Annotated in this window: 22 protein-coding genes and 1 pseudogene; 13 read left to right on the top strand and 10 right to left on the bottom strand. The window is 69.1% G+C overall.

Features of this window, described 5'->3' with window-relative positions; all coding sequences use genetic code 11:
• Positions 1-63: 63 nt before the first annotated feature.
• A complete protein-coding gene (locus tag ACXC9Q_RS31385) occupies positions 64-2628 on the top strand; it encodes an ATP-binding protein (protein WP_457060241.1) in 2565 nt (854 codons plus the stop codon).
• A 723-nt stretch (positions 2629-3351) separates the two neighbouring features.
• Here ACXC9Q_RS31385 and ACXC9Q_RS31380 read toward each other — a convergent pair.
• Positions 3352-3873 (bottom strand): pyridoxamine 5'-phosphate oxidase family protein, encoded by a 522-nt coding sequence (locus ACXC9Q_RS31380; RefSeq protein ID WP_457060240.1) that lies wholly within the window; start codon positions 3871-3873, stop codon positions 3352-3354.
• A gap of 53 nt (positions 3874-3926) precedes the next feature.
• Here ACXC9Q_RS31380 and ACXC9Q_RS31375 point away from each other — a divergent pair, with 53 nt between their 5' ends.
• From ACXC9Q_RS31375 to ACXC9Q_RS31365, 3 genes are all read left to right on the top strand, one after another.
• On the top strand, positions 3927-4769 hold the full coding sequence (locus ACXC9Q_RS31375) for a DegV family protein (RefSeq protein ID WP_457060239.1): 843 nt from the start codon (positions 3927-3929) through the stop codon (positions 4767-4769).
• A 166-nt stretch (positions 4770-4935) separates the two neighbouring features.
• On the top strand, positions 4936-5841 hold the full coding sequence (locus ACXC9Q_RS31370) for a helix-hairpin-helix domain-containing protein (RefSeq protein ID WP_457060238.1): 906 nt from the start codon (positions 4936-4938) through the stop codon (positions 5839-5841).
• Positions 5828-8629: a ComEC/Rec2 family competence protein gene (locus ACXC9Q_RS31365; protein ID WP_457060237.1), complete on the top strand. Its 2802-nt coding sequence runs from the start codon at positions 5828-5830 to the stop codon at positions 8627-8629. The genes ACXC9Q_RS31370 and ACXC9Q_RS31365 overlap by 14 nt, the downstream gene beginning before the upstream one ends.
• A 2-nt stretch (positions 8630-8631) precedes the next feature.
• Here the strand turns inward: ACXC9Q_RS31365 and ACXC9Q_RS31360 are convergent.
• Positions 8632-8871, bottom strand: a pseudogene (locus ACXC9Q_RS31360) (isochorismatase family protein); the annotation flags it as partial.
• A gap of 134 nt (positions 8872-9005) precedes the next feature.
• Between ACXC9Q_RS31360 and holA the strand changes: the two are divergent.
• On the top strand, positions 9006-10004 hold the full coding sequence (gene holA, locus ACXC9Q_RS31355) for a DNA polymerase III subunit delta (RefSeq protein ID WP_457060236.1): 999 nt from the start codon (positions 9006-9008) through the stop codon (positions 10002-10004).
• A gap of 105 nt (positions 10005-10109) precedes the next feature.
• Here holA and rpsT read toward each other — a convergent pair whose 3' ends face one another.
• Together rpsT and ACXC9Q_RS31345 are read right to left on the bottom strand one after the other, a co-directional pair.
• Complete coding sequence (rpsT, locus tag ACXC9Q_RS31350; RefSeq protein WP_328522369.1) at positions 10110-10370, bottom strand: 30S ribosomal protein S20; 261 nt, start codon at positions 10368-10370, stop codon at positions 10110-10112.
• Between the two features lie 178 nt (positions 10371-10548).
• Positions 10549-11091 carry an SRPBCC family protein gene (locus tag ACXC9Q_RS31345; protein ID WP_457060235.1) on the bottom strand — a complete coding sequence of 181 codons (543 nt, stop codon included), beginning with the start codon at positions 11089-11091 and terminating at the stop codon, positions 10549-10551.
• A gap of 176 nt (positions 11092-11267) precedes the next feature.
• On the opposite strand from ACXC9Q_RS31345, the gene ACXC9Q_RS31340 reads away from it, so the two are divergent.
• Positions 11268-11687, top strand: a complete 420-nt coding sequence (locus tag ACXC9Q_RS31340) for a hypothetical protein (RefSeq protein WP_457060234.1) — start codon at positions 11268-11270, stop codon at positions 11685-11687.
• A gap of 333 nt (positions 11688-12020) precedes the next feature.
• Here ACXC9Q_RS31340 and ACXC9Q_RS31335 read toward each other — a convergent pair whose 3' ends face one another.
• From ACXC9Q_RS31335 to ACXC9Q_RS31325, 3 genes are all read right to left on the bottom strand, one after another.
• Entirely contained in the window at positions 12021-13184 is a 1164-nt protein-coding gene (locus ACXC9Q_RS31335; RefSeq protein WP_457060233.1) for a hypothetical protein, read from the bottom strand.
• Positions 13181-13651 (bottom strand): SigE family RNA polymerase sigma factor, encoded by a 471-nt coding sequence (locus tag ACXC9Q_RS31330; protein WP_457060232.1) that lies wholly within the window; start codon positions 13649-13651, stop codon positions 13181-13183. Before ACXC9Q_RS31330 ends, ACXC9Q_RS31335 begins: the two co-directional genes overlap by 4 nt.
• A gap of 104 nt (positions 13652-13755) precedes the next feature.
• The gene (locus ACXC9Q_RS31325) at positions 13756-14655 is read right to left on the bottom strand and encodes a hypothetical protein (RefSeq protein ID WP_457060231.1); all 900 of its coding nucleotides are present in this window, start codon (positions 14653-14655) and stop codon (positions 13756-13758) included.
• A 117-nt stretch (positions 14656-14772) separates the two neighbouring features.
• Between ACXC9Q_RS31325 and lepA the strand changes: the two genes are divergently transcribed.
• The 6 genes from lepA to ACXC9Q_RS31295 all read left to right on the top strand — a co-directional run bounded on the left by lepA (position 14773) and on the right by ACXC9Q_RS31295 (position 21540).
• Positions 14773-16659 carry a translation elongation factor 4 gene (gene lepA / locus ACXC9Q_RS31320; protein ID WP_457060230.1) on the top strand — a complete coding sequence of 629 codons (1887 nt, stop codon included), beginning with the start codon at positions 14773-14775 and terminating at the stop codon, positions 16657-16659.
• Positions 16660-17571, top strand: coding sequence for an aminoglycoside phosphotransferase family protein (locus tag ACXC9Q_RS31315; protein ID WP_457060229.1), 912 nt, complete (start codon positions 16660-16662; stop codon positions 17569-17571).
• A gap of 71 nt (positions 17572-17642) precedes the next feature.
• Complete coding sequence (locus ACXC9Q_RS31310) at positions 17643-18224, top strand: TetR/AcrR family transcriptional regulator (protein WP_329475273.1); 582 nt, start codon at positions 17643-17645, stop codon at positions 18222-18224.
• A gap of 74 nt (positions 18225-18298) precedes the next feature.
• On the top strand, positions 18299-19633 hold the full coding sequence (locus ACXC9Q_RS31305; RefSeq protein ID WP_457060228.1) for an MFS transporter: 1335 nt from the start codon (positions 18299-18301) through the stop codon (positions 19631-19633).
• Positions 19634-19675: 42 nt separating this feature from the next.
• The gene (locus tag ACXC9Q_RS31300) at positions 19676-20302 is read left to right on the top strand and encodes an MOSC domain-containing protein (RefSeq protein ID WP_457060227.1); all 627 of its coding nucleotides are present in this window, start codon (positions 19676-19678) and stop codon (positions 20300-20302) included.
• Between the two features lie 68 nt (positions 20303-20370).
• The gene (locus ACXC9Q_RS31295; protein WP_457060226.1) at positions 20371-21540 is read left to right on the top strand and encodes an MFS transporter; all 1170 of its coding nucleotides are present in this window, start codon (positions 20371-20373) and stop codon (positions 21538-21540) included.
• Here ACXC9Q_RS31295 and ACXC9Q_RS31290 read toward each other — a convergent pair.
• The 3 genes from ACXC9Q_RS31290 to kduI are packed head-to-tail and all read right to left on the bottom strand — an operon-like array spanning position 21519 to position 23888.
• On the bottom strand, positions 21519-22283 hold the full coding sequence (locus tag ACXC9Q_RS31290) for an IclR family transcriptional regulator (RefSeq protein WP_457060225.1): 765 nt from the start codon (positions 22281-22283) through the stop codon (positions 21519-21521). The two genes, ACXC9Q_RS31295 and ACXC9Q_RS31290, sit on opposite strands and share 22 nt — an antisense overlap.
• A gap of 10 nt (positions 22284-22293) precedes the next feature.
• Positions 22294-23055 (bottom strand): SDR family oxidoreductase, encoded by a 762-nt coding sequence (locus tag ACXC9Q_RS31285; RefSeq protein ID WP_457060224.1) that lies wholly within the window; start codon positions 23053-23055, stop codon positions 22294-22296.
• Positions 23052-23888, bottom strand: coding sequence for a 5-dehydro-4-deoxy-D-glucuronate isomerase (kduI, locus tag ACXC9Q_RS31280; RefSeq protein WP_457060223.1), 837 nt, complete (start codon positions 23886-23888; stop codon positions 23052-23054). Before kduI ends, ACXC9Q_RS31285 begins: the two co-directional genes overlap by 4 nt.
• A 145-nt stretch (positions 23889-24033) precedes the next feature.
• Here kduI and ACXC9Q_RS31275 point away from each other — a divergent pair, with 145 nt between their 5' ends.
• Positions 24034-24219, top strand: coding sequence for a tautomerase family protein (locus tag ACXC9Q_RS31275; protein ID WP_131497191.1), 186 nt, complete (start codon positions 24034-24036; stop codon positions 24217-24219).
• Positions 24220-24524: the final 305 nt, after the last annotated feature.

The following is a 24524-nucleotide window of genomic DNA, read 5'->3' as shown; positions in this document are numbered from 1 at the left end:
GCGCGGGCCGCTGTCACGCTATGTTGTGACAGGAACGTGAGGCCTCAAGAGGGGTGACGGGCTGTGTCGGACGCGGGTGGCCGGGCTGGCGGTCGGCGGAGCTTCGCCGATCTCCTGCTCGACCTGAGGGTCCAGACGGGTCTGTCCCAGGAGGAGCTGGCCGACCGCGCCGGGTTGAGCGTGCGGTCCATCCGCGAGATCGAGGCCGGCCGGGTGGCACGTCCCCGGAAGGACTCGGTCCGGCTGCTCGCGTCCGCGCTCGGACTGCAGAGCGCTGATACCGATCGCTTCCTCGCCGCGGCCGGGCACGGTGTCGCGCGACCGGTCGTCTCGGTCGCCGATCCCGCGCCGACGGGTTTGCGCTGGCGCGGCACCAGGCCGATCCCTGATGGTCTCGTCGGCCGTGAGCAGGAGCTCCTAGAGCTGGAGACGCTGCTGCGCCAGAACCGTCTCGTCACGCTCGTCGGTCCGGGCGGTGTCGGCAAGACCGAGCTCGCGTTGGCCGCGGCCGACCGGTTCTCGGGCGTCGACACGACGGTGGTCGTCGTCGACCTCACGACGGTCCAGCGCGATGCCGCCGTACCGTCGGCCATCCTGGACGCCTTCGGCACCGCGCCGGGTACGTCGGACCTCGACGACGTACTGTCCGGGCGCAGGCCGGGGGACCTGGTGATCGTGGAGGACAACGCCGAGCATGTGCTCGACGGGGTCGCGACGGTCGCGAACCGGATGGTCCGCAGCTTCCCGGGCATCGGCGTACTGGTCACGTCACGCATCCCGCTCGGCCTGCCGGACGAAGTGGTCCGCCGGGTGCAGGTGCTCGGCGTACCGGGGAACGACAAGGACTTCGACGAGATCGTGGCCAGTCCGGCGGTGGAGATGTTCTGCCGGCGGGTGGCGCGGGTGCGGCCCGGGTTCGTCCTGACCCCGGAGAACGCGTCCACGGTGGCTCGCCTGTGCCAGCGGCTGGACGGACTGCCGCTGGCGCTCGAGCTGGCGGCCGCGCGGGCCGGGTCGCTGTCGGTGGAGACGATACTGATCGCGCTGGACGACAGGTTCCGCTTGCTGTCCGGGCCGCGGCGGTTCGGTGCGCCGCACCAGCGGACGCTGGCCGACACGATCGCGTGGAGTGTCGACGCGCTGTCCGATGCGGCGCGGCAGCTGCTGTATCGGGCGTCGGTGCTCGGTTCGCCGTTCACGCTCGACGCCGTCGCCGGGGTGTGCACGGGCGATCCGATCGACGCCGCCGACGTACCGATGCTGCTGGCCGAGCTGGTGGAGAAGTCGCTGCTGCAGCCGGTGAACGAGTTCGAGCAGCTGTACGGCGCTCGCCACAAGCTGCTGGAGACGATCCGGGAGCACGCGTACGCCGGTCTGTCGTCGCAAGGCGATGACCTGATCGACTTCCGGGACCGGGCGGTCGCGTGGTGTTCGACGTACGTGTCCGGGCTGGAGGGCGCCTGGTCGTCGCCGGACCGGGACCGGCGGTATCGGGCGGCGCATGCCAACTCCGCTGTGTTCGAGGTGGCGCTGGAGCGGGCGGCCGAGCTCGGGCAGTGGGATGTGGCCGCGCGGATCGTGCTGGGCTTCCGGATCGCGTGGCAGTACCAGGCGAGCGTGGCAGAAAGCGGGATCCGCTGGGCGACTCTGTGCGCCGACAACGTGGCGGACAAGGAAGTCAGCGGAAGACTGCGCGCGATCGCCGGGCGGCTGTCCAGCCTCACCGGTGACATCCGAGGCGCTCGCCGGAACTACGGCGAGGCACGCGGTCTGATCCCTGGCGAGACCGAGATGGGGCTGCTCGCGCGGAGCGGTTGGGTGTCGTCCGGCTCGCATCTGCTGGACGCCCAGATCCTGGCCGAGATCCCGGCGCTGGTGGAGGACGCTCGTAAGCATGGCGATGTGCAGCGGGCTGCGACGGTGCAGGCCACCTGTGGGCTCGCTCTACTGCGTTGGGGCCGTTTGACAGAGGCCAAGGAGCTTTTGCTGTCTTGGGAGGCCGCACTGGTCAACCCGGGCGTCTATCCGGACGAGATCGCGTACATAGCGCTCAGCCGCGTAGAGCTCGAGCTGGGCAACCTGGCCGAGGCACGGCGCTTCGCCTTGCTTGCCCGGGACAGTCAGGCCTCAGACGATCCGGAGCGCACCAAGGTGGCCGGCTGTCTGGCCATGGTCGAATACCAGGCCGGCCGGTACGACGAGGCGCGGACGCTGCTCGACGAAGCGGACGCCGACATCCGCGGACACCGCGGGTACTTCGACTACCTGGTGATGCTCTATCGGTCACGTCTCGCCCGTGACGCCGGTGAGGTGGAGCAGGCCCGGGTGTGCATCCGGGACGCGGTGAACCGGCTGCTGGTCGAAGGCCGGGTCGTCTACCTGCTCGAAGTACTGCCTGAGGCTGTCGCCGTCCTGCACGCGCTCGGGCATGCGGACGCGGGTGACTCGTTGTGCGGCCAGCTACTGGCGTGGCAGCGGTCGATGGACCCGCCGATGCTGCCGACCGCGTGGGCGGTCCTGCAGGAGTCCGGCGACAGTGCGTCCGTCGCCGATGGGTGGCCGGAGCCTGATCCCGCGGCCGCGGTCCAGCGGCTGGCGAACGACGTACTCGCCGCGCTTTCGTCCTGACTGCTCTTTCATGACGCGCATCCGCTGAAGCTGCCGGGTAACTGCCGGTTCTTCTGCCTCGTCCTGACATGGCTGCCGGACCAAGAATTACAGCCGTAGGACAGGTTCCACGAAGCGGAGACCGACGCCGGGCAGTACGGGCAGGGAAAGGGCGGTGAACCATGAAGAGGCCATGGTGCAGCGCCGGACTCCCGTCAAGCTTGGGGAAGGCGACGCGGAGGGCATCCGGCGGCCGGGCGGTGGGGGCGCCGATCGGCTGTCGAGAGCTCCGGGGTGCTGCCGAGTGCGTATCTGTCCTGCCTGAACCGGGTGCCGTGCGCCGTCAGGGCACCACACCCGGGGCGAGGTCCCAGCAACGGGCCAGGCACACGACACAGGGGACGAGTGCCAGAGCCCGGCTGACACGGGAAAACCGGCGGGTTTGGTCACCCGCCGGCGGGTCGGACGCTGGGGCCTCCCGGGACCTCGACGAGCTCGCGGTCAGGCCGGTCCACACAGGAGCGGTACGGGGAGTAGCTCGCCGGGAACCTGAGACAGCCACGCCGGCCGAGCTGGCAAGAAGGGGGAGCCAGCACTCCGGCGCCATGAGGAAGTCGCACGCTGACGGGCGGGGGGCGGTCCGCTGACGTACGTGGGGACGACAGTGGGCTGACGCCGAGGGGGAGTCAGCACTGCGAGAGCGAGGTGAAGGCCCTGGCGGGGTTGGCCTTCACCTCGCCGGTTCTAGTTCTTCTCCGCGTCGCGCAGAACTGCCGCCTTGTCGAAGGCGTAGCCGACCATCCAGCTCGGTTGGAGGCGGCAGTAGACGATGTCGTCACCCCAGCTCGACGGGGAGCTGCCGTAGTGGTTGGTGAGATGTGCCTCGATCTCCGCGAAGTCCGGGTGCTCCGGTGTCAGGAACTCCACGTCGCCGTGACTGAACACGCCGATCCGCTCGCCGTCGACGTACGAGAGGCTGGCCGCCGGTCTCGCCTTGAGGTGCCGCGCTTTCGCCGCCGAGCCCGACGTCGTGAACACCCACCGCGCATGCAGGAGGTGCCCGTCGACCGCACTGATCCGCGGCTCGCCCCGCGCGGTGACCGTGGCCAGATTGAGCGTGCACATGCCGGTCAGAACCCGCACCAGGTCGTCGGCGTCCAGCCGGCGCGGGTCCGTGATGATATTGCGCAGATGCTCTGTCGAACGCTCGTACGCCTGATCCAGAAGCTCCTGCAACGCGCTGACTTCGGCCGCTGTCTCCTTCATCTTCCGCAGTCTGGCACCGCGCACCGACCTAAACTGTCCGGTAACCTCGCTGCATGTCAGCCCGCGTGCACGTCGTCACCGACTCCACGGCTGGCTTGTCCACGCACGAGGTGCTTCGCCACCCGCTGACCGTCGTACCACTCCAGGTCGTCATCGGCGGGACGTCGTACGACGACGGCGCCACCTCGGCCGACGCGGTCGCGGAGGCGCTCAAGACCTTCACGCCCGTGTCGACCAGCCGCCCGGCGCCGCACACGTTCGCCGAGGCATACGCGAGGTGCGCGAAGGACGGGGCGGAGGCGGTGGTGTCGATCCACCTGTCCGGCGACATGTCCGGGACGTTCGAGGCCGCGATGATCGGTGCCAAGGAGTCGCCGATCCCGGTCCGCGTGGTCGACTCCCGCTCGCTCGGAATGGGCCTCGGGTTCCCGGTGCTCGCAGCGGGCGCCGCAGCCGCCGCAGGGAAGGACCAGGCCGGCGTCGAGGCCGCGGCCCGCGCCCGGATGAAGTCGATCTCGGCCTACTTCTACGTCGACACCTTGGAGTACCTGCGCCGTGGCGGCCGGATCGGCGCCGCCCAGGCGTTGCTGGGCACAGCGCTCGCCGTCAAGCCCCTGCTCACCATCAGCGGCGGCCGCATCGTCCCCCTCGAGAAGGTCCGCACCTCCACTCGAGCCATCGCCCGCCTCGCCGACATAGCCGTCCAACGCGCCGGCGACACCCCCGTCCAGGTAGCCGTCCACCACCTGGCCAACCTCGAAAAAGCCCAAACTCTCGCCGACGGACTGGCCGACCGCCTCCCCCAAGCCGAAGAAATAGTCCTCCGAGAAGTAGGCGCCGTCATAGGAGCCCACGTAGGCCCCGGCCTCCTAGCCGTAGTAATAGCCCCCCGCTAATACCCCAACATCCCACCGCGGCCGGCCCCACCGCGGCCGGCCCACCTCCTCGCGCCCCGGCTCGCACCCGGCGCCGCCAGTTACACCTCCCGCACGACCTCTGTGCGTTATCCACACCTTCGAAATCGTCGTTCCAGCAGGTTCGCGGACTCGTACTTTCTCTGGCGTGAAGGTCTTCCGTCGTGCTCCAGCGCCCGCCCCGGGCGCGCGCGAGCGTGCGCTGGCACGTCTCGGCGCCCGCCCACCGGAGCACGCACCCGACGAACACCTGGAGGAGCGTGATGAGGAGGTGCGAGGTGGATGGATCCCCGAATCAGTCCGACCCGAGCGACTACGAGACGCCCGCTGGACCCTGTCCGCACGGCACGTCATGGTCCTGGCCGCCGTTCTGGCCATCGGGCTGTCCTGGGCCGCCTGGTCCGTCTTCCGCGCCCGCCCGGAGACCCTCCCCGACACCCGCCCATCCACCGCGACCACAGGCTCACCCGTCACTCAACCAGGCGCCTCAATCAGCGTCCCCTCGCCCGGCGCAGCGCAACCAACACCCGGCTCCGGCCAGCCAACCGGCCAACCTTCGACAGGTGCTGCTCAGCCTTCCCAAGGCTCACCCGGCATCCCCGGCCAGTCGGCAGGCGTGGTGGTCGTAGACGTCGCCGGCAAAGTGCGCCGCCCCGGCCTGGTCCATGCTCCGACCGGCTCCCGCGTCGCCGACGTACTGACTCTCGCCGGCGGCCCACTCCCCGGCGTCGACCTCACAACGCTCAACCTCGCCCGCCAAGTCACCGACGGCGAGCAAATCATCGTCGGCCAACCCGCTCCGCCCCCACCTACCACCGCACCAGGCGCGACCACCTCATCCGCCCCCACCGCACCACCCAACTCGCCCGTCAACCTCAACACCGCAACCCTCGACCAACTGGATGCCCTCCCTGGCGTAGGCCCCGTCCTAGCCCAGCGAATCCTCGACTACCGCACCCAGAACGGCCCCTTCACCACCATCGACCAACTCCAAGAGGTCCCCGGCGTAGGCCCCAAGAAATTCGACTCCCTAAAACCCCATGTCCGCATCTGACCCCCCACCAACCGCCCACGCCAAGCCATCCACCGCCGACCCTCTCGCCAACGGGCGCCCCTCCGACCCCGTCGCCGACGGGCACGCCGTCGACCCGCTCGCCGACGAGCACGCCGCCGGCTCCTTTGCGGACGGGCTCGCCGCCGACCCCCTCCCCGGCGGGCTCGCCGCCGACGACCATCCCGCCGATCCACTCGACGCTGAGCGCGCCGCCACCGAGCAAGCCAGTGAGTCGCCTGCCTCGCCGCAGCCCGGTGTGCCGCCTGCGCCGCAGGACAGCGGTGTGCCGCCTGCGCCGCAGGACAGCGGTGAGCCGTCTACTTCGGCGCAGGGTGGTGAGCCGCTTGACGCGCGGTTGTTGGTGCCGACTGGCGCGGGCTGGTTCGCCGCGGTTCTGCTCGTCGGACACCCCCCGCTTGCCGGCCTGATCACGGCCGCCGTCGCGCTGACTGTCGGCTGCGCACTCGGACTGATCCTCCACAGGTCGGCTCCCACCAACCGCGTCACCTCGCGCCGACCATCGCGGCCCCACCTGGTTCGGCTCTGGCATGCGCGGGCTGGCAGACCAGCGCGGGTTAGCGGGGCGACGGGGACACGGGTTGGGTGGGCGGTTGTGGGGGTGCTGGTTGTTGTTGCGGGGATGGGGGTTGCGGCCGGGTTGCAGGTGGCGAGTCTTCGGGCTGGCCCGGTGCAGGGGTTGGCGGCTGACAACGCGACCGTAGGGGTGCGGCTGAAGGTGGAGGGGGATCCGTCGGTTCGGCAGAGTCCGGGTGGCCGGCGGCCGCCGTATGTGGTGCTGAAGGCAACGATCGTCGAGGTGCGGGCGCGGGGGAGGGTGACCCGGGTGCGTACGCCGGTGTTCGTGATCGGTACGACGCAGTGGCAGCAGGTCAGGTATGGCCAACATGTCGACGCCAATGGTCGCCTTGAGGCGGTCGAGGCCGGCTCGGATGTCGCTGCCATGCTCTCGGTCCGTTCACCACCGCGGATCGTCGACGAGCCGCCCTGGTGGTTACGCGCGGCAGAGAAGGTCCGCGCCGGCCTCCGTGAAGCCGTCGCCGGCCAACCGGACGACGTACGAGGACTCGTGCCGGCGCTCGTGATGGGCGACGTGTCCGGCCTGCCCGCCGACCTGACCGAGGACTTCCAGACGACCGGACTCACGCACCTGTCGGCGGTGTCGGGCACCAATCTGACCTTGCTGCTGGCGTTCATTCTCCCGTGCTCGCGACTGATCGGAGTACGTGCTCGCGGACTGACCGTGATCGGTGTGATGACGGTCGTCGTGTTCGTGATCCTCGCCAGACCGCAGCCCAGCGTGCTCCGGGCGGCCGCGATGGGGCTGATCGCGTTGGCCGCGATGACGAGCGGTGGAGCACGGCGGCGCGCCGTACGCAGTCTGTCGGTCGCAGTCATCGTCCTGCTTCTTCTCGACACGTCGCTCGCGCGATCCGCAGGGTTCGCGCTGTCGGTGCTCGCGACCGCGGGGATCGTGCTGCTCGGTCCTGGCTGGCGCGACGCGTTGGCCAAGTGGTTGCCGAGGTGGTTGGCCGAGGCGATCTCATGCCCGCTCGCCGCGCAAATCGCGTGTACGCCGGTCGTCGCGTGGCTGTCGGGTCAGGTGTCGATGGTCGCGGTCGCCGCCAATCTGCTGGCCGGTCCCGCCGTCGGACCGGCGACCATCCTCGGGTTCGCCGCGGCCGGCGTCGCGCTCGTGAGCACGGAGGCAGCTCGACTCGTTGGCTGGGCAGCGGGTTGGCCGGCCCGCTGGATCATCCTCGTTGCCCGCGAAGGCGCCGGTTTCCCCGGCGCCGCGAACGCCTGGCCAGCCACTGCGATCGGCGTCGCCGTACTGACCCTGCTCTGCTTCGCGCTCGTACTCGGACTGCACCGCATCCTGGCCCGCCCGATCGCCATGGTCCTCGCGGTGGTCGTCCTCGCAGTCGTTGTACTGCGTCCAGTCGGTTCACTGGGTTGGCCGCCGGACGACTGGCTCTTCGTGATGTGCGACGTCGGTCAGGGCGATGGCTTGGTATTGCGAGCAGGCGCGCGTACGGCGGTTGTCGTCGACACAGGCCCGGATCCGGCCGCAATGGATCGGTGCCTGCGTGATCTCGGGGTCGAGCACATCCCGGTTCTCGTGCTGAGTCACTTCCACGCGGATCACGTCGGCGGGCTGGCCGGAGTACTGAAGGATCGGCGCGTCGACGAGATCGAGGTGACGCCGTACTTCTCGCCGCGCGCGGAGTACGAGCGTGTCGTCGACCTCGCGTCGCATCACGGCATCAGCCTGCGCACGGTGACGTACCACGAGAAACGCGTCGTCGGTCAGCTCAGCTGGACGACCCTCTGGCCCGCTCGCGTCCCGGCGCTGCCTCCGCCCGGCACGTCCTCCGCGACGTCGACCGACGAAGGTTCCCCGGAGAACAACGCCAGCATCGCCATGATGGTCGAGCTGTCCGGCCTCCGAATCCTCCTCACCGGCGACCTGGAACCCGAATCCCAACGAGCCATCCTCGCCACCGGCGAGGACCTGCATGCCGACGTCCTCAAAGTCCCGCACCACGGCTCGGCCCAGCAAGACCCCACCTTCATCGCGGCAACCAACGCACGCCTGGCCCTCATCTCCGCCGGCCGCAACAACGACTACGGCCACCCCGCGCCCCGGACCCTGACCCTCCTGTCCCACCAATCCACCCGAACCGCCACCACCAACACCACCGGAACCCTGACGGTCAGCAATCCCGACAACCACCTGGCCCTCACCACCACCGGCCACGACCCGTAGACCTAGGGGGTGAAGGTGACGGCGGTGGTGGGGATGGTGTTCTCGGGTTGGTCGCCGAGGAACCAGGCGGCGACTCGGGAGACTACGTGGTCGGGGATCTGCTCACTCACGCCCGGGACAGCCGGGATGTTGTAGGTGCCGTGCGCGTCGTACGGCAGGACGACGCGGCAGCCGTGGGCGAGCGCGGTGCGGGCGGTCGCGTGGACGCACATCTCGGACATGACGCCGCAGATGGCAACCGAGCGGACGCCGCCGGCGACTGCAGGCTGTCCCGCTCGGCGCGACTCATGCCGCCATCCTCACTGGTCGAGGGACGACGCCTCCACAGAGTTTCCCCTGAGCGGGGGTTGTCGGTGGGGCATGGGATGCTGACGGGGTGGCTGCTCGTAGGGGTTCTGCGCCGAAGCTGGGCGATGTGTTGCTGGTGACCGGTGCCGAGGCATTCCTGGCGGATCGCGCGGTGCGTTCCGCGATCGCGGCAGTCTCCAAAGGCTCGGCGTCGAACGGCGATGCCGAGATCGAGGTGACCGACGTCGACGCGTCCACGCTGGATGTCGGGGTGTTCGCGGAGCTCACCGGGCCGTCGCTGTTCGCCACCGAGCGGGTCATGGTGCTGCGCGCGCTGGAGAATCTGCCGAGCGAGATGGTGCCGCATCTGATCGAGTACGCCGGCGCCACGTCGGACGACGTACTCGTCGTGCTGGTGCACTCGGGCGGGCAGAAGGGCAAGGCCGTCCTCGACAAGTTGCGGAAGGCATCGGTCAACGAGGTCGTGGCGACTGCGCCGAAGGCGTGGGAGTTGCCGCAGTTCGTGGCGGGTGAAATCCGGTTGCACGGCGGGACTTTGGACGAGCGGGCGGCGACGGCGCTGGTTGACGCAGTCGGGCACGATCTGCGGGCGTTGGCCGGGGCGTGTTCGCAGTTGGTGTCGGACGCAGGTGGACAGGCAGTCACCGCTGAGCTGATCGGGCAGTACTTCGGTGGTCGTGCGGAGGTGACGAGTTTCGCGGTCGCGGATGCGGCGATCGCGGGGCGGACCGAGCCGGCGCTGGAGCAGTTGCGGTGGGCGCTGGACTGCGGAGTCGCGCCGGTACTGGTGACGAGTGCGATGGCGGGCGGGTTGCGCGGGCTGGCGAAGTTCGCGAGTGCGCCGGGCGGTTTGCGGGAGGCGGATCTGGCGCGGGAGGTCGGCGTACCGCCGTGGAAGCTCAAGCAACTCAAGCAACAGTCCCGCGGCTGGACCCCGGGAGGTTTGGCGACCGCGATCAAGGCGGTGGCCCAGGCCGACGCTGACGTAAAGGGCGCCTCGGGCGATGCCGGCTACGCCCTCGAGCGGATGGTCCTCACCGTAAGCCGAGCCCACGGCCGCCGCTGACACCTAGGCGGGACCGGGCCGCCTGCGTGGCCGCGTGGGGTTGTGTTCAGGTACGCAAAAACGATCGGCCGGTCGCGGGGACGGGCCGATCGTTGGCGGGCTGCTTCAGAGAGAAGCAGCCTTCTTGAAGATGGCCGACTTGCGGTTGGCGGCCTGGTTCGCGTGGATGACGCCCTTGCTGACGGCCTTGTCGAGCAAGCGGCCGGCCTTGCGAGCGGTGTCCTGCGCCTTGTCGGCCTCGCCGGCGTCGACGGCCTCGTGGAAGCGGCGAACAGCCGTCTTCAGGGTCGACTTCACCGACTTGTTGCGAAGCCGCGCAGCCTCGTTCTGGCGGTTGCGCTTGATCTGGGACTTGATGTTCGCCACGTGAGCAGAGCCTCGATCAGGAGTTTGCGGTCATTACAGGAAAGTGTCGCGCGCACGGCTGTACACCACCCGTGGGTGCGCGAAGAGCCAGATTACCAACAAGCCCCCGCCACCTCCAAACTCACTCTCGCGAGCTCTCGCGAGCTCTCGCGGGGCTCAGGCGGCGCTCAGGCGCGGCTCAGGCGGTCGCGGCGGCTTCGGCGGTGGATTTCAGGCGGGTGAGGGTGGTGTGGATGCCGTGGGCGTTGCGGGGGGTGCGATTGCCGAAGACGGGACGGAAGAGGAGGCGGAGGGCGGCCGGGCGGTGGTCGGTCCAGGATTCGGTGACCTCGCAGCCGGCGGCGGTCGGGGTGAAGTCGTAGGCCCAGAGGGAGATCGGGATCGGGCCGAAGTGGATCGAGAAGGCGAACCGGCGGCCGGGGTCGGCGTCGACCACCCGGCCGAACGTGAACCAGCGGATCGCGCCGGCCCGGTTGTGCCCGATGAAACGTGCACCCACGGTGGGCCACGGCGCCGCGGACGACCCGACGTCGGCTCCGGGCGTACGGGACGCCCCGGCGTCAGCTCCCGGCGCACCGGTCGACGGTGCCGGTGTAGCGGAGGACCAGGTGACTCGGGTGCATTCGGGGCTCCATTCGCCCATCCGCGGCAGGTCGCTGACCAGGGCGTAGAGCACCGCAGGTGATGCCTCGACCGGAACGGACTCAGTCAGGTCGGCCATGGGGTTTCCCTTGCTGTCGGCTGACGCGTGCGTACCGAGCGTGACACCGTCGACACCGACCGGCATACTCGGGCTCGCGTGACGCAGATCACGAGCTGTGCGCGGGCGGATCGATCGACCCGAGCGACCTGAACTGCCCGACGATCGCGATCGGCGACCTGGCCGGCAAGCAGACCGTGACCCGGACCGTCACGAACGTCGGCATGCTGCCCGAGATCTACGTCCCGAAGATCGAGGGCCTCGCCAAACTCACGGTGAAGGCGCCCGCGCAGGTCAACGGGACGGGGACTGCGGGGTCGCTGCAGGTGCCGATCACAGCCGGGTACTCCGGGACGCTGAACACCACAGCGCTGGGGCTGAAGGCTGCGACGGTCGGCGCGTTCACGTTGAAGAACCCGGATGGTGTGTCGTTCCCGACGACCGCGCCGCAGGCCAACGACCACGTCGCGAAGTTCACCGCGATGTCCCGGCGGGTACGACGTACGCCAGGTTCTCCACGTTCGACGGGACTATCCGGCGGGTACCGACCTGGACGTCTTCGTCTACCAGGCCGGAACGACCACTCTGCTCGGCAGCAGCACAGGTGGCTCGGCTGAGGAAGAGGTGAACCTGCCACGACCCGCAGGTGGTCGAGTGGATGTGTATCTCGACCTGTACGCCGGAGCCAAGAACAGACCGTAAAACTCACCCACTGGGAGCTGCAGAAGAAGCGGGCAACCTGACCGCCACACCGGCAAGCCAGCCAGTGCAGGTAGCGGGCCAGACCAGCGTGACCGCTAACTGGACTGGCCTCACCACGGCCACCCGCTACCTGGGCCAGCTCCACTTCTCGACGGTGCCGACGGCTCCGGCTCCACCATCGTGCGGGTCGACACCTGACGCAACATCGGCTCAGCACGCAACCAGCGTGCTGAGCCGACGTTCGTGGATCAGGGCCGTACCAGCTGGATCGTCCCGCCGGGCTTGGCGACCGCGACCTGCTTGCACTCGCCGGTCGCGACGGCGCACCGGGAGAGCGTGTCCAGGCCGGGCACGATGACGTTGGCCGGGTCCTCGAAAAACGCGCGATCCCACCACTTCGATGTGGCCGGCAGCCGCAGCTTGGTGACCTTCCCGGTAGCGATGTCGACGGCGACCCCGATGTTGCTGATGGTCATCGTCGCTCCGTCCGGTGACAGCGACAAGTACGGCGCGGCCACCGGGGCTTTGAAGCAGTACTCGCGCTTCACATCGAGCCCCTTGTCTCCCAGCGTGGCGGCTGTGACGCAGGACGTCCCGTCGCTCTTGTAGCTCGTCTTCAGGACTGTGCCGCTGGTGCGCGTCACCTCGATCTGGTCGTTGAATGTCCCGACTGTCCGGAGGTCCTTCGATCCGGGCTGCCATACCTTCACCGGCACAGCGTTCGGAGCGTGCTCGTGCATCCAGATGCCGTCCTTGTTCCAGCCGAGGAGCTCGAGGTTGGGAGTCTTGACGGTCAGGCTCGTCACCTCCTTGCCGGTCCTGATGTCGACGACGACCACTCGATTGTCCGTCCTGCCGTACTTCGAGTCGGCGACGGCGATCTGCCGGCCGTCGGGTGAGACCCGTGGGCCGTCGGCCCCGAGCGGTCCGATCGGCCGGACCTGGCCGCCCGGCGAGACAACGACGATCTGAGACTTGTCCGGATCTGGGTAGCCGGTGTCGGCGAGCCAGCCGCCATCGGTCCGCGCGACGACGTTGCCCTTCAGACCCGGGTTCTTGACGGTCTTGCCGCCGTCGTGGAGGACGGACCACCAGGTGTCGAGCGGGTTGTCCGGGTTGCTGTTCGGGTCGGTGATCGTGTACGGGATCCGGGGTGCCCCGGTCGGGAGCGGGCCCGGGGTTGGGTGGGCGGCTACGGACGGCTGGTCCGGCTTGGCCAGGCCGTGCAGGAAAGGTACGGCCAGGGTCAGGACGGCGGCGATGCCGGCTGCCGCGAGGGCTATCGGGACCCAACCACGGCGGGTGGAGGTGCCGGTCGTGTCCAGCTCCAGGCCGGGGCCTTGGGTCGAGGCCGGCACAGTGCCGGCCTTGGCGTGCAGGTAGTCGCGGAGGCGGGTTTCGGTGTCGTTCATCGGAACTCCTTGAGCTTCTCGGTGAGGATCGCGATTCCGCGCGAGGAGGTGGAGCGGGCGGTCGATTGGCTGATTCCGAGCGTCTCTGCGATCTCGGCGAAGGGGAGGTCGAGGTAGTAGCGCAGGACCAAGACCTCCCGCATGCGCCTGGGCAGGGCTTGGAGCGCCTGCCTTACCTGCAGCCGGTCTTCCCCGAGCATGGCGCTGCTCTCGGCTGATGCGTTCGGTTCCTCGTGCGGTGGCGTGTACAGGCGTGCCGTCCGGCGACGCCGCAGTACAGAGCGGCAGCGGTTCACCAGCGTCGTGCGCAGCCACCCCAACGCCTTGTCGTTGTCCCGCAGCGGCCAATGCCGGTACAGGTCGGCAAAGGTCTCCTGTACGGCGTCCTCCGCTGCCTGCCGGTCGTCCACCACCAGCACGGCCAGGCGGACCAGCCCGACCCAGTGCCGGCGGTAGAGTTCCGACACCGCGTCTCGCGCCCCGTCATGCGCCAGAGATCGGAGCGGATCTCTGATGCTCACCATTGGATTCGTCACACCCCTAAAGACGCATAGCTCCCCGAAACGCTGCGTTAAGCCAGCCGCTCGCGGACCCAGTCGAGGTGGATGAGTGCGTGCCGACGCTGCCAGGCACGGATCGTCGGCAACCCAGGCGGGGGCGGCTGGAACGCTCCCCACCACAGTCCGGCCGCGATGGCCGCCAGAAACCCAGTGATGGCGACATCGTCCGGCAGCGCGGGCAGACTGACCGATTCACGCATGTCTGCCTGCAGGATGACGGTGTCGGCCCAGTGTGGCGCGAGGGCCGGATGTGCCCAGTCAATGAACACCACGCGGTCCTCGGTGAGGATGATGTTGTCCGCCCGCAGATCCCAATGCGCCAGCGCCTTCCCCTCCGCCAGAGCCCGTACGCCGACGCGGGCAAGCTCGGCCAGCTCCTCCTCCCGCCCACGCGCCCACTCCGGCACGTCGAGACCGTCAGCGATCACGTTGTCCCACCGGCTCAGGAACTCATGACTCCGTACGGCGGCCACTGGGGCATCCGGCCACGGCGACGGGTCCAGCACGCCCGTCAACTCGGCAACCGCATCCAGGACCCGGTCGGCATCACGCTGATCCCACGGGTGAGCGGGCAGCCGGCCCCCGATGTCCTCGAAGAGCGGGCCGACCCAGTCGCCGTCGTCGTACACGTCGTACAGCGCGGGGGCACTCGGCAACGGGCCGATGGCCTGGACGGCGGTGATCTCCTGGCGGAACAACGACGGGGTCTTCGGGTTGAGCGACGTACCGACGGCCTTGACGAAGGCGCGGCGGCCGGAGGCGGTCACAAGGCGGGCGGCGACGCCGGGGGAGAAGCCGCCCTGCTGGGTCGCGGCGGAGACCACCACGGACCCGAGCGCACGCTCCACCCAGGCCCGCACTGCGGCGGGCATCTCCTCGAAGGGCAACCGGACCCCAGCAGCGTGCGCCATGCCCCCAAACGGTAGGGCCGGAGCGCCTCAGCTGCTCGGCATTTTCAAATCCGCTGGTCCCGCATGGGATGATTGACCAGTTGACCTGCAATACCCGAGACGAACTGGATCCCCTCCGTGCCCGTAGGCCCTACGACCGTGCCGCAGCCGGGTCGCACCGACCCGTCGCGGATCCGGAACTTCTGCATCATCGCCCATATCGACCACGGCAAATCGACGCTGGCCGACCGGATGCTGCAGATCACCGGGGTCGTCGACGGCCGTCAGATGCGGGCGCAGTACCTGGACCGGATGGACATCGAGCGGGAACGCGGCATCACGATCAAGTCGCAGGCGGTCCGGCTCCCGTTCGCGCCCGGCCCGGACTCCCCGGGCGGCCTGCTCGCCCCGGACGGTACTACGTACATCCTGAACATGATCGACACCCCCGGGCACGTCGACTTCACCTACGAGGTGTCGCGGTCGCTCGAGGCGTGTGAGGGCGCGGTGCTGCTGGTCGACGCGGCGCAGGGCATCGAGGCGCAGACGCTGGCGAACCTCTACCTCGCGCTGAACGCCGACCTGCACATCATCCCGGTGCTGAACAAGATCGACCTGCCCAGCGCGCAGCCGGAGAAGTACGCCGCCGAGCTGGCTCACATCATCGGCTGCGACCCCTCCGACGTACTGCGGGTGTCGGCCAAGACCGGCGAGGGCGTCGAGGAGCTGCTGAGCGAGATCGTCGCCCAGGTCGACCCGCCGAGGGGCGTCAAGGACGCACCGCCGCGGGCGCTGATCTTCGACTCCGTCTACGACACCTACCGCGGTGTGGTGACCTACGTCCGGGTGGTCGACGGCGAGCTGACCCACCGCGACCGGATCAAGATGATGTCGACCGGCGCGGTCCACGAGATGCTCGAGGTCGGCGTCATCTCGCCCGAGCCGATGAAGTCCCCGAGTATCGGCGTCGGCGAGGTCGGCTACCTGATCACCGGCGTGAAGGACGTCCGCCAGTCCCGGGTCGGTGACACCGTCACGGCGGCCGTCCACGGTGCGACCGAGGCGCTCGGCGGCTACAAGCACCCCCAGCCGATGGTGTACTCCGGCCTGTTCCCGATCGACGGTGACGACTACCCGACGCTGCGCGACGCACTGGAGCGGCTGCAGCTGAACGACGCGGCCCTGCAGTACGAGCCGGAGACCTCGGGCGCGCTCGGGTTCGGGTTCCGCTGCGGGTTCCTCGGGCTGCTGCACATGGAGATCGTCCGGGAGCGGCTCGAGCGCGAGTTCGACCTGGACCTGATCTCGACCGCGCCGAACGTCGTCTACCGGGTCGAGATGGAGGACGGCCGGGAGTTCGTCGTCACCAACCCGAGCGAGTTCCCGGAAGGCAAGATCGCCGACATCTACGAGCCGGTGGTGAAGGCGACGATCCTCAGCCCGAAGGACTACATCGGCGTCATCATGGAGCTGTGCCAGACCAAGCGGGGCAACCTGCAGGGGATGGACTACCTGTCCGAGGACCGGGTCGAGCTCCGCTACACGCTGCCGCTGGCCGAGATCGTCTTCGACTTCTTCGACCAACTGAAGTCCAAGACCAAGGGCTACGCGTCGCTGGACTACGAGCCGACCGGCGAGCAGGCCGCCGCGCTGGTCAAGGTCGACATCCTGTTGCAGGGCGAGACGGTGGACGCGTTCTCGGCGATCGTGCACCGCGACAACGCGTACTCGTACGGCGTCGCGCTGGCCGGCAAGCTCAAGGAACTGATCCCCAGGCAGCAGTTCGAGGTGCCGATCCAGGCCGCGATCGGGTCCCGGATCATCGCCCGCGAATCGATCCGCGCCATGCGCAAGGACGTGCTGGCCAAGTGCTACGGCGGTGACATCACGCGGAAGCGCAAGCTGCTGGAGAAGCAGAAGGAAGGCAAGAAGCGGATGAAGATGGTCGGCCGCGTCGAGGTCCCGCAGGAGGCCTTCATCGCCGCGCTCCGGACCACGGACACCGGGGAGAAGGCCAAGAAGTAGGTGCCCGTCGACATTCCGGAAGGCCTGCTGGTCGTCGGCTCACGCGGCCCGGACTGGGCCGCTTGGCTCGACCGGTTGCCGAAGCTGACCCGGGAACTGCTCGACGAGTGGGATCTCCGGGGCGACGGTACGGCGTTCTACGGCAACTGCGCGCTGGTCGTGCCGGTGACGACGGCCGACGGGCAGAGCGCCGTACTCAAGGTGCAGTTCCCGCACTGGGAGGCGGAGACCGAGCATCTCGCGCTCCGGGCCTGGGGTGGGAACGGCGCGGTGCTGTTGCTGCGGGCGGACCCGCGTCGGTTCGCCTTGCTTCTCGAGCGGTTGGAGCCGCGCGACCTCACCACGGTCGACGCTCTCGACGCGTGCGAGATCGTTGGCGGCACCTACAAGCGGCTGCATGTCCCGGCAGGGCCGCAGTACCGGACGTTGTCGGGTGAACTGACGCGGTGGCTGGAACGCCTCCGGCAGTTGCCCGCGTCGGCGCCGGTCCCGCATCGGTACGTCGAGCAGGCGATCTCGCTGGCCGAGGACTTCGTCGCGGACCCGGCCACCGACGGTCTGCTGATCCACACCGACCTGCACTACGAGAACATGCTGGCCGCCGAGCGTGAACCCTGGCTGGTGATCGACCCCAAGCCGCTCTCCGGCGACCCGCACTTCGAGGTCGCGCCGCTGATCTGGAACCGGTGGGACGAGGTCGTTGCCTCCGGCGACCTTCGGTTCGCGGTCCGGCAGCGGTTCTACACCGCGATCGACGCGGCCGGTCTGGACGAGGACCGGGCCCGCGACTGGGTGATCGTCCGCCAGATGCTCAACGTGCTGTGGACGCTCGAGGACGCCGGCGGCGACGAATCCCTCCCGCAGGACTGGCTCACCCGCAACATCGCGATCGTCAAGGCCATCCAGGACTGAGCGCGCCCGCGCCACGTGACGTAGCAGACAGTCGCTTGAAGTAAGTAGTTACTACCTACTAACTTCGGGCCATGTCGCCGACACGGATGAGTGGGCAGGAGCGCCGCGAGCAGATCCTCGCCCTGGCCGAGGACGAGTTCGCCGGCGCCGGTCTGTACGGCGCCTCGACCGAAACGATCGCCCGTCGCGCGGGCATCACCCAGGCCTATGTGTTCCGCTTGTTCGGCACGAAGAAGCAGTTGTTCCTGGAGTGTGTGGACGCCGCGTTCGGGCGGATGACGCTGGCGATGCTGGCCGCGGCCGGTGGTGCGACCGGGATCGACGCGCTGACCGCGATGGGCCGCGAGTACAACGAGATGCTCGCCGACCGCACCACTTTGCTGCTCCAGTTGCAGGGCACCGCCGCCGCGGCAGCCGGTGACGGTGAAGTTCGCGACGCGGTCCGCGCCAGCTTCGGCCGCCTGTGGCAGGCCGTCGCCGACACCGCCGGCCTGGATCCGGTTACGGTGAAGGCTTTCCTGGCGTTCGGCATGCTCCTCAACACCAACGCCGCCCTCGATCTGCCCGCGGTCGACGAGCCCTGGGCCGAGCAGGCGCGGACCCGCATCCGGCCCGGCCTGTTCACCCACATCACCAGCGAGACCAACCGGTGAACGACCGGCCCTCCCGCGATCACCCCATGTCCACGACCACTGGCAGACCCCGCTCGGACCGGGCTCTCGTTGGCGTGATCGTGTCTCTGGGGCTGCTCGTCGCTGTGGTGGGCAGTCTTGGTGCGCCGTTGATCACGGCGGTCGCGCAGCACTACAAGGTGTCGCTGGCCGCCGCCCAGTGGACGCTGACGATCGCGTTGCTGTCGGGTGCGGTGACAACGCCGGTGCTGGGACGGCTCGGCTCCGGACCCCGGCGGCGGAGCGTCGTACTGGTGACGCTGGGCATCGTCGTGGCGGGCAGCCTGCTGACGGTGCTCCCGCTGCCGTTCGCCGTGCTGCTGGTCGGGCGTGCTGCTCAGGGTGCGGGGCTCGGGTTGGTCTCGCTGATGATGGCGATCGCCCGGGACCACCTCGACGAGCGGCGCTCGGTCAGTACGATCGCGTTTCTGTCCGTCGCCTCCACCGCCGGCATCGGGATCGGATATCCGCTGGCTGGGTGGCTCACGGATCTCGCGGGCGTCCGCGCGGCGTACGGCCTGGGACTGGTCGCGACTGCCGCTGCCCTGGTCGCCGCCGTCGCCGTGATTCCGCAGGCGCCGGCGCGACCCGCCAACCGCGTCGACCTGCGCGGGGCGCTGCTGCTCACCGTCGGTCTGCTCGCTCTGCTCCTCGTGATCAGCCAGGTCGGCCTCTGGCAACAGCACATCGTCCTCGCCGTGCTCATCCTTGTCTTCTCATTGCTGGTCCTCGCCGCCTGGACGATCGTCGAAGCCCGCACCGACAAGCCGCTCGTCGACATCCGGCTCCTGCGCCACCCGGCCGTTGCCGCCGCCAACCTCGTCATGCTCACCGGCGGTGTCGGCATGTATCTCCTGCTCAGCTTGATCACGCGCTACGTCCAAACGCCTGCCGTGGCCGGGTACGGGTTCGGACTGAACACGTTCGAGGCCGGTCTCGTGCTCGTGCCGTTCTCGCTGCTGGGGTTCGTCGCCGGGCGGCTGATGCCCGGTTTGAAGAGCAGGTTCGGTGCGCGGACGTTGCTTGCGGCAAGCACGACCGTCGTACTGATCGCCTTCGTTCTCTTCGCGGTCGCCCGTGACCGCCTGGCCGAGCCGGTGATCGCGATCAGCATCCTCGGGGTCGGCGTCGGCGCGTTCTCCGCCGCGATGCCGTCCGTCATCCTGGCCGCGACCCCGGCGGCCGAGACAGCGAGTGCGATGAGCGTCAACCAGGTCGTGCGCAGCGTCGGGTTCTCGATCGGCAGCGCGCTCGGTGGGTTCATCCTCGCGGCGTATACCACCGACGTCTTCCCGCACGAGGCCGGCTACACCACCGCAGCGTTGGCCGGCGCGGCCACCACCGCCGCCACCCTGCTCGTCATCGCGGCTCTACCGGCGCAGCGCCGGTAAATCGGTGGAACCGGTGCCACACCGGGAGGGAGGATGCGGGGTATGCGGGTGCTGACGGTCAATGTGGTGGAGAAGCTGATTCCGGGTCCGAAGGAGACCGGCCTCACCGCCATCGACAAGCGGCCGCAGCCGGGGCGCGTGCCGGTCGGTGAACTCGGGCTGGCCGGCGACCGGGTGTGCGACACCAAGAACCACGGAGGTCCCGACCTCGCGATCTACGCGTACGCCGAGGAGGACGCGAACTGGTGGGCCGCGCAACTGGGCCGGGAGATCCCGACCGGCCTGTTCGGGGAGAACCTGCGCACCGAGGGACTCGACATCACCGGCGCGCTGCTCGGTGAGGTGTGGCGGATCGGCGACGAGGTCGAGGTGATGGTCCGGGCGCCGCGGATCCCGTGCATCACGTTCCAGCACCGGATGCAGGTGCCGCACTGGGTGAAACGCTTTCATCAGGCCGGTCGCCCGGGTGCCTATCTGAAGGTGCTCCGGACGGGGACTATCGGCGCCCGCGATCCGGTCGAGGTGCTGAGCCGACCGGATCACGAGGTGACGATCGGCGAGATGTTCGGCGCCCAGGACCCAGCGAAGATGCAACGTATGCTCGACTCCGGCGTCGACCTGATGGACGAACTCCGAGCCACCGCCCATCGCGCCGCCGCGCGCGCGTGAGCGCGCCGGCAGACGGGCAACAGACGGCCGCCAGAGGACTGTTGCCCGCACCTGGGCCATTGCGGCCGATGGCGTTGGCGACGTTGCTCAGCCGGGTGGGCAGTGGGCTGTTGATGACGGTCAGCGTGTTGTATTTCAACCGGATCGTCGGGCTCTCGATTGCTCAGGTTGGACTCGGGCTGACCGTTGCGGGGTTGTTCGGGCTGTTGTCGGCGGTGCCGCTGGGGCATCTGGCCGATCGCCGTGGTCCTCGCACGCTGTTCGTCCTACTTAGCCTGATTCTCTGCGCGGTATCGCTGCTCTACCTGCTGGTGCACACCTTCTGGCAGTTCCTGCTCGTCTCCGTGGTGCTCACCGTGATCGACCGGGGAGCCGGCGCCGTCCGCGCCGCGCTGATCGCTGCCGTCACGCAGGGAGCCGACCGGGTCGCGGCCCGGGCCTATCTGCGTGCCGTGACCAACATCGGCATCATGGCCGGCGCCGGAATCGGTGCCTTCGCGCTGCACTTCGACACGGGTACGGCGTACCGCCTGATGTTCGTGCTCGATGCAGCGCTCAGTGCCGTCGCGGCGTTCGTGATCCTGGCGGTGCCACGGGTGGCGCCGCAGCCACGCGGCGACGACGGACCGGTCTGGGTCGCCCTGCGCGACCGCGGATACCTCGCAGTGGCGGCACTCAACGCCGGGATGTCGATCCACTACGCGGTGTTCGACGTCGCGATCCCACTCTGGGTGGTCGACCACACCGACGCGCCGCGCTGGACGGTCGCGCTGACGCTGATCATCAACACAGTCGTGGTCGCGCTCTTCCAGGTGCGGTCCTCGCGCGGGATCTCCGACCCGCCCGCGGCCGCGCGGGCCACTCGTACGGCCGGATTGTTGCTCCTGGCATCGATGGTGCTCTTCGCCGGCGCCTCCTGGGGCAATGCCGCGATCGCGGTCGGCCTGCTCGCCCTCGGCGCTCTGGTCCAGGTGATCGGCGAGCTCCTGCAGTCGTCCGGCTCGTTCCTGCTCAGCTTCGACCTCGCCGCCGAGCACGCGCAGGGTCAGTACCAGGGCGTCTGGAACACCAGCATGTCCATCAGCACGATGCTCGCCCCGACCGTCCTGGCTCTGCTCCCGCTCGGTCTCGGCGTTCCGGGCTGGATCATCCTGGGCGCCTGGTTCGCCCTGATCGGCGTCCTGTTCGTCCCGGTCGTCCGCTGGGCCGCAGCGCGTCAGTTGGTGGGTTCGCGGTAGCCAAGTGCGGCGGAGATCTTGCGGGCGGCCTCGATCGCGGCCGGCGCCATCAGGGCGACCTGAGCGATCGACTGCTCGAGCGACAGCGTGGAGATGCTGACCGCGGCGATCGCGGTGCCGGTGTGATCGTGGATGACCGAGGCCACGCAACGGATGCCGGGTTCGTTCTCCTCGTCGTCGAGGGCGTAGCCGCGGGCGCGGACCTGCGTGAGGTCGGCCTTGAGAGCGGCGGCGGTGGTGTGCGTCAGCGGAGTGCGGGCAGCTAGGCCGGTCCGCGTGATGTGCGCGTCGAGCGCGTCATCGTCCTTCTCCGCGAGGAGTGCCTTGCCGATGCCGGTGCAGTGCAGCCAGAACGCCTTGCCCACCCGGGACGGCATCCGGTACGGCTTCGGCCCGTCGAGCCGCGCGACATAGATCGCCTCGTCACCGTTGAGCAAACCGACATGCACCGTGCAACGAGTCTGCGCGACCAGGTCGGCGAGGACCGGGCGGGCGACGGTCGCGAGGTCGACGTTGGTGAGGGCGTGACCGGCTAGCCGGAGCGCCTTCGGCCCCGGATGGTACGAACCGTCCTCGGCCTGCGCGACGAACTCGTGCTCCACCAGGGACGCCATGATCCGGTGCACCGTCGACTTGGCCAGGCCGGTCGCGTTGACCACGTCGGTGAACCGCGAGTGCTCCAGTACGGCGTCCAGCACCATCAGCGTCTTGTCGATCGCCGAGGGCGAGTTCATGTCCGTCATCCTGCCATCCCTATCTGGCCAGCCAGCCACCGTCGACCGCGAGCACGTGACCGTTGACGTAGTCCGCCGCCGCCGAGGCAAGGAAGACCGCGGCGCCGACCACGTCCTCCGGCCGCCCCCAGCGGCCGGCCGGGATGCGGTCCCGGATCGCCGCTTCGCGGACGGGGTCCGCGCGGAGGTCGGTGGTGTTGTCGGTACTGATATACCCGGGCGCGATCGCGTTCACCTGCACCCCGGCCGGCCCCCACTCGTTGGCCAGCGCCCGGGTCAGTCCCGCGACCGCATGCTTGCTGGCAGTGTAGGCCGGAACGGTGACCCCGCCCTGGAAACTCAGCAGCGACGCGATCGTGACGATCTTCCCGGTCCGGCGCTCGGCCATCGCGGCGCCGATCGGCCGGGTGACCGCCCAGGTGGAGTTCAGATTCACGTCGATCACCTGCTGCCAGTCCGCGGTCGTGGTCTCGGCCGCCGGCGCGCGCCGGATCGTGCCGGCGTTGTTGACCAGGATGTCGACGCGCCGGGTCTTTGCCAGGTCGGTCGCGGCTTTCTCGACGGCGGCGGGATCGGTGAAGTCGGCGATCACCACGGCCGCTTCTCCGCCGCCGTTCTGCCTGATGGCTTCGAGCGTGTCCTCGAGCGCGGCGTCCCGCGCCATCAGGATCAGCTCGGCGCCGGCCGCGGCGTACCCGGCCGCGATCGCCGCTCCGATACCCCGCCGGGCTCCGGTGACGAGCGCCGTACGCCCGCGCAGGCTGAACGGCTCAGCCGTCACAGCAGGTCCCGTACGTCGACGCCGTCCATGTCGCCGAACGCCTGGTTCTCGCCCGCCATCGCCCAGACGAAGCTGTACGCCGAGGTGCCGGAGCCGGCGTGGATCGACCAGCTCGGCGAGATCACGGCCTGGCGGTCGGCGATCAGCAGGTGCCTGGTCTCGTCGGGTTCGCCGAGCAGGTGGACGATCCGCTCGGTCTCGGGGAGGCCGAAGTACAGGTAGCACTCGGTCCGGCGGTCGTGCGTGTGGGCGGGCATGGTGTTCCAGGTGCTGCCGGGGTGCAGCGTGGTCACGCCGAGGACGATCTGGCAGCTGCGTACGCCGTCCGCGTGGATGTACTGGTCGATCGTACGGCGGTTCGCGGTGTGCTGGTCGCCGAGCTCGAGGCGGTTGCCCTCACCGGGATTCACCTGCGTGGTGGGGAAGTCGGTGTGCGCCGGTGCCGAGAAGACGTAGTACGCCGCGTCCGGTCCGTCGAAGATCACCTCACGGACGCCGCGGCCGACGTACAGGCAGGCTCCGGTGGTCAGCTCGTACTTGGTGCCGTCGGCAGTGACCGTGCCCGGGCCGCCGACGTTGACGATGCCGGCTTCGCGGCGTTCGAGGAAGTACTCGCTGCGCAGCTCGGGCCAGGTGCCGAGCGTCAGTGGGCCGCTTGCGGGGCGGGCGCCGGCGAGCACGATCCGGTCGTGGTGGGTGAGCACCGCGGTGATCGTGTCCGGCGTGAAGAGGTCGTCGACCAGGTAGTGCGAGCGCAGTGCGGCGGTGTCGAAGCCGGGCACCTGAGCGGGGTGGGTGGCATGTCTGACCTGCAGGGGCGGCTGGGCGTTCACGGAACAAGGTTCTATTCCACAGAACCTCCTGTCAAACATCTGGCGCCGTCGGAACGGATGGCGAGGATGTTCCAGGTTCCGTGTCTTGACACTCAGTTCTGGCTGATGGAACCTGTCCTCCATCCCGACCCCCAGGAGATCCCGTATGCCGAACATCACCGTCGAACTGCTCTCCGGCCGGACGCTCGACCAGCGCCGCGAGTTCGTTGCCGCCGTCACCGACTCCGCCATCGCCATCCTCGGCGCCAAGCGCGAGTCCGTCCGCATCGTCTTCACCGAGATCGAGAAGACCGACGTAGCCAACGGCGGCACCCTCGTCGCCGACGCCTAGTTCCGCCGCGGCCCGGCACCTTCCCTTCCGCCCCAAGGTGTTGGGCCGCCGCTTCCCGGCACGGCAGTTGCCGCGCCGGCCCTGACTGGCGGGCGGACCTCCGGCACTCACCAACACCCGCCTGTAGATGCCGGCACGCTCCGCGCACGCCTGAGCTCGGGTGGATGTCGGGGGTTGGATGCTCCTATAGATGTCAAGCGGTGGCTGGTTGCTGGTTTGGGGTGGGTTGGGTTTGGCGGAGGGTGTAGTAGATCTCGCGGGCGATGAGTCGTTTGAGGCAGCGGATGGTGTCTTTCTTGGAGAGG

This window comes from Kribbella sp. CWNU-51 (assembly GCF_054073265.1).
This window is presented reverse-complemented; position numbering and strand designations above follow the sequence as displayed.

What these genes read in the sequence shown, in the direction of transcription:
- ACXC9Q_RS31380 (WP_457060240.1), bottom strand. Translation starts at nt 3,873, where the DNA reads ATGAAGGAGACAGCGGCCGAAGTCAGCGCGTTGCAGGAGCTTCTGGAT.
- ACXC9Q_RS31375 (WP_457060239.1), top strand. Translation starts at nt 3,927, where the DNA reads ATGTCAGCCCGCGTGCACGTCGTCACCGACTCCACGGCTGGCTTGTCC.
- ACXC9Q_RS31365 (WP_457060237.1), top strand. Translation starts at nt 5,828, where the DNA reads ATGTCCGCATCTGACCCCCCACCAACCGCCCACGCCAAGCCATCCACC.
- ACXC9Q_RS31345 (WP_457060235.1), bottom strand. Translation starts at nt 11,091, where the DNA reads ATGGCCGACCTGACTGAGTCCGTTCCGGTCGAGGCATCACCTGCGGTG.
- ACXC9Q_RS31335 (WP_457060233.1), bottom strand. Translation starts at nt 13,184, where the DNA reads ATGAACGACACCGAAACCCGCCTCCGCGACTACCTGCACGCCAAGGCC.
- ACXC9Q_RS31325 (WP_457060231.1), bottom strand. Translation starts at nt 14,655, where the DNA reads ATGGCGCACGCTGCTGGGGTCCGGTTGCCCTTCGAGGAGATGCCCGCC.
- ACXC9Q_RS31310 (WP_329475273.1), top strand. Translation starts at nt 17,643, where the DNA reads ATGTCGCCGACACGGATGAGTGGGCAGGAGCGCCGCGAGCAGATCCTC.
- ACXC9Q_RS31300 (WP_457060227.1), top strand. Translation starts at nt 19,676, where the DNA reads ATGCGGGTGCTGACGGTCAATGTGGTGGAGAAGCTGATTCCGGGTCCG.
- ACXC9Q_RS31295 (WP_457060226.1), top strand. Translation starts at nt 20,371, where the DNA reads ATGGCGTTGGCGACGTTGCTCAGCCGGGTGGGCAGTGGGCTGTTGATG.
- ACXC9Q_RS31290 (WP_457060225.1), bottom strand. Translation starts at nt 22,283, where the DNA reads ATGACGGACATGAACTCGCCCTCGGCGATCGACAAGACGCTGATGGTG.
- ACXC9Q_RS31275 (WP_131497191.1), top strand. Translation starts at nt 24,034, where the DNA reads ATGCCGAACATCACCGTCGAACTGCTCTCCGGCCGGACGCTCGACCAG.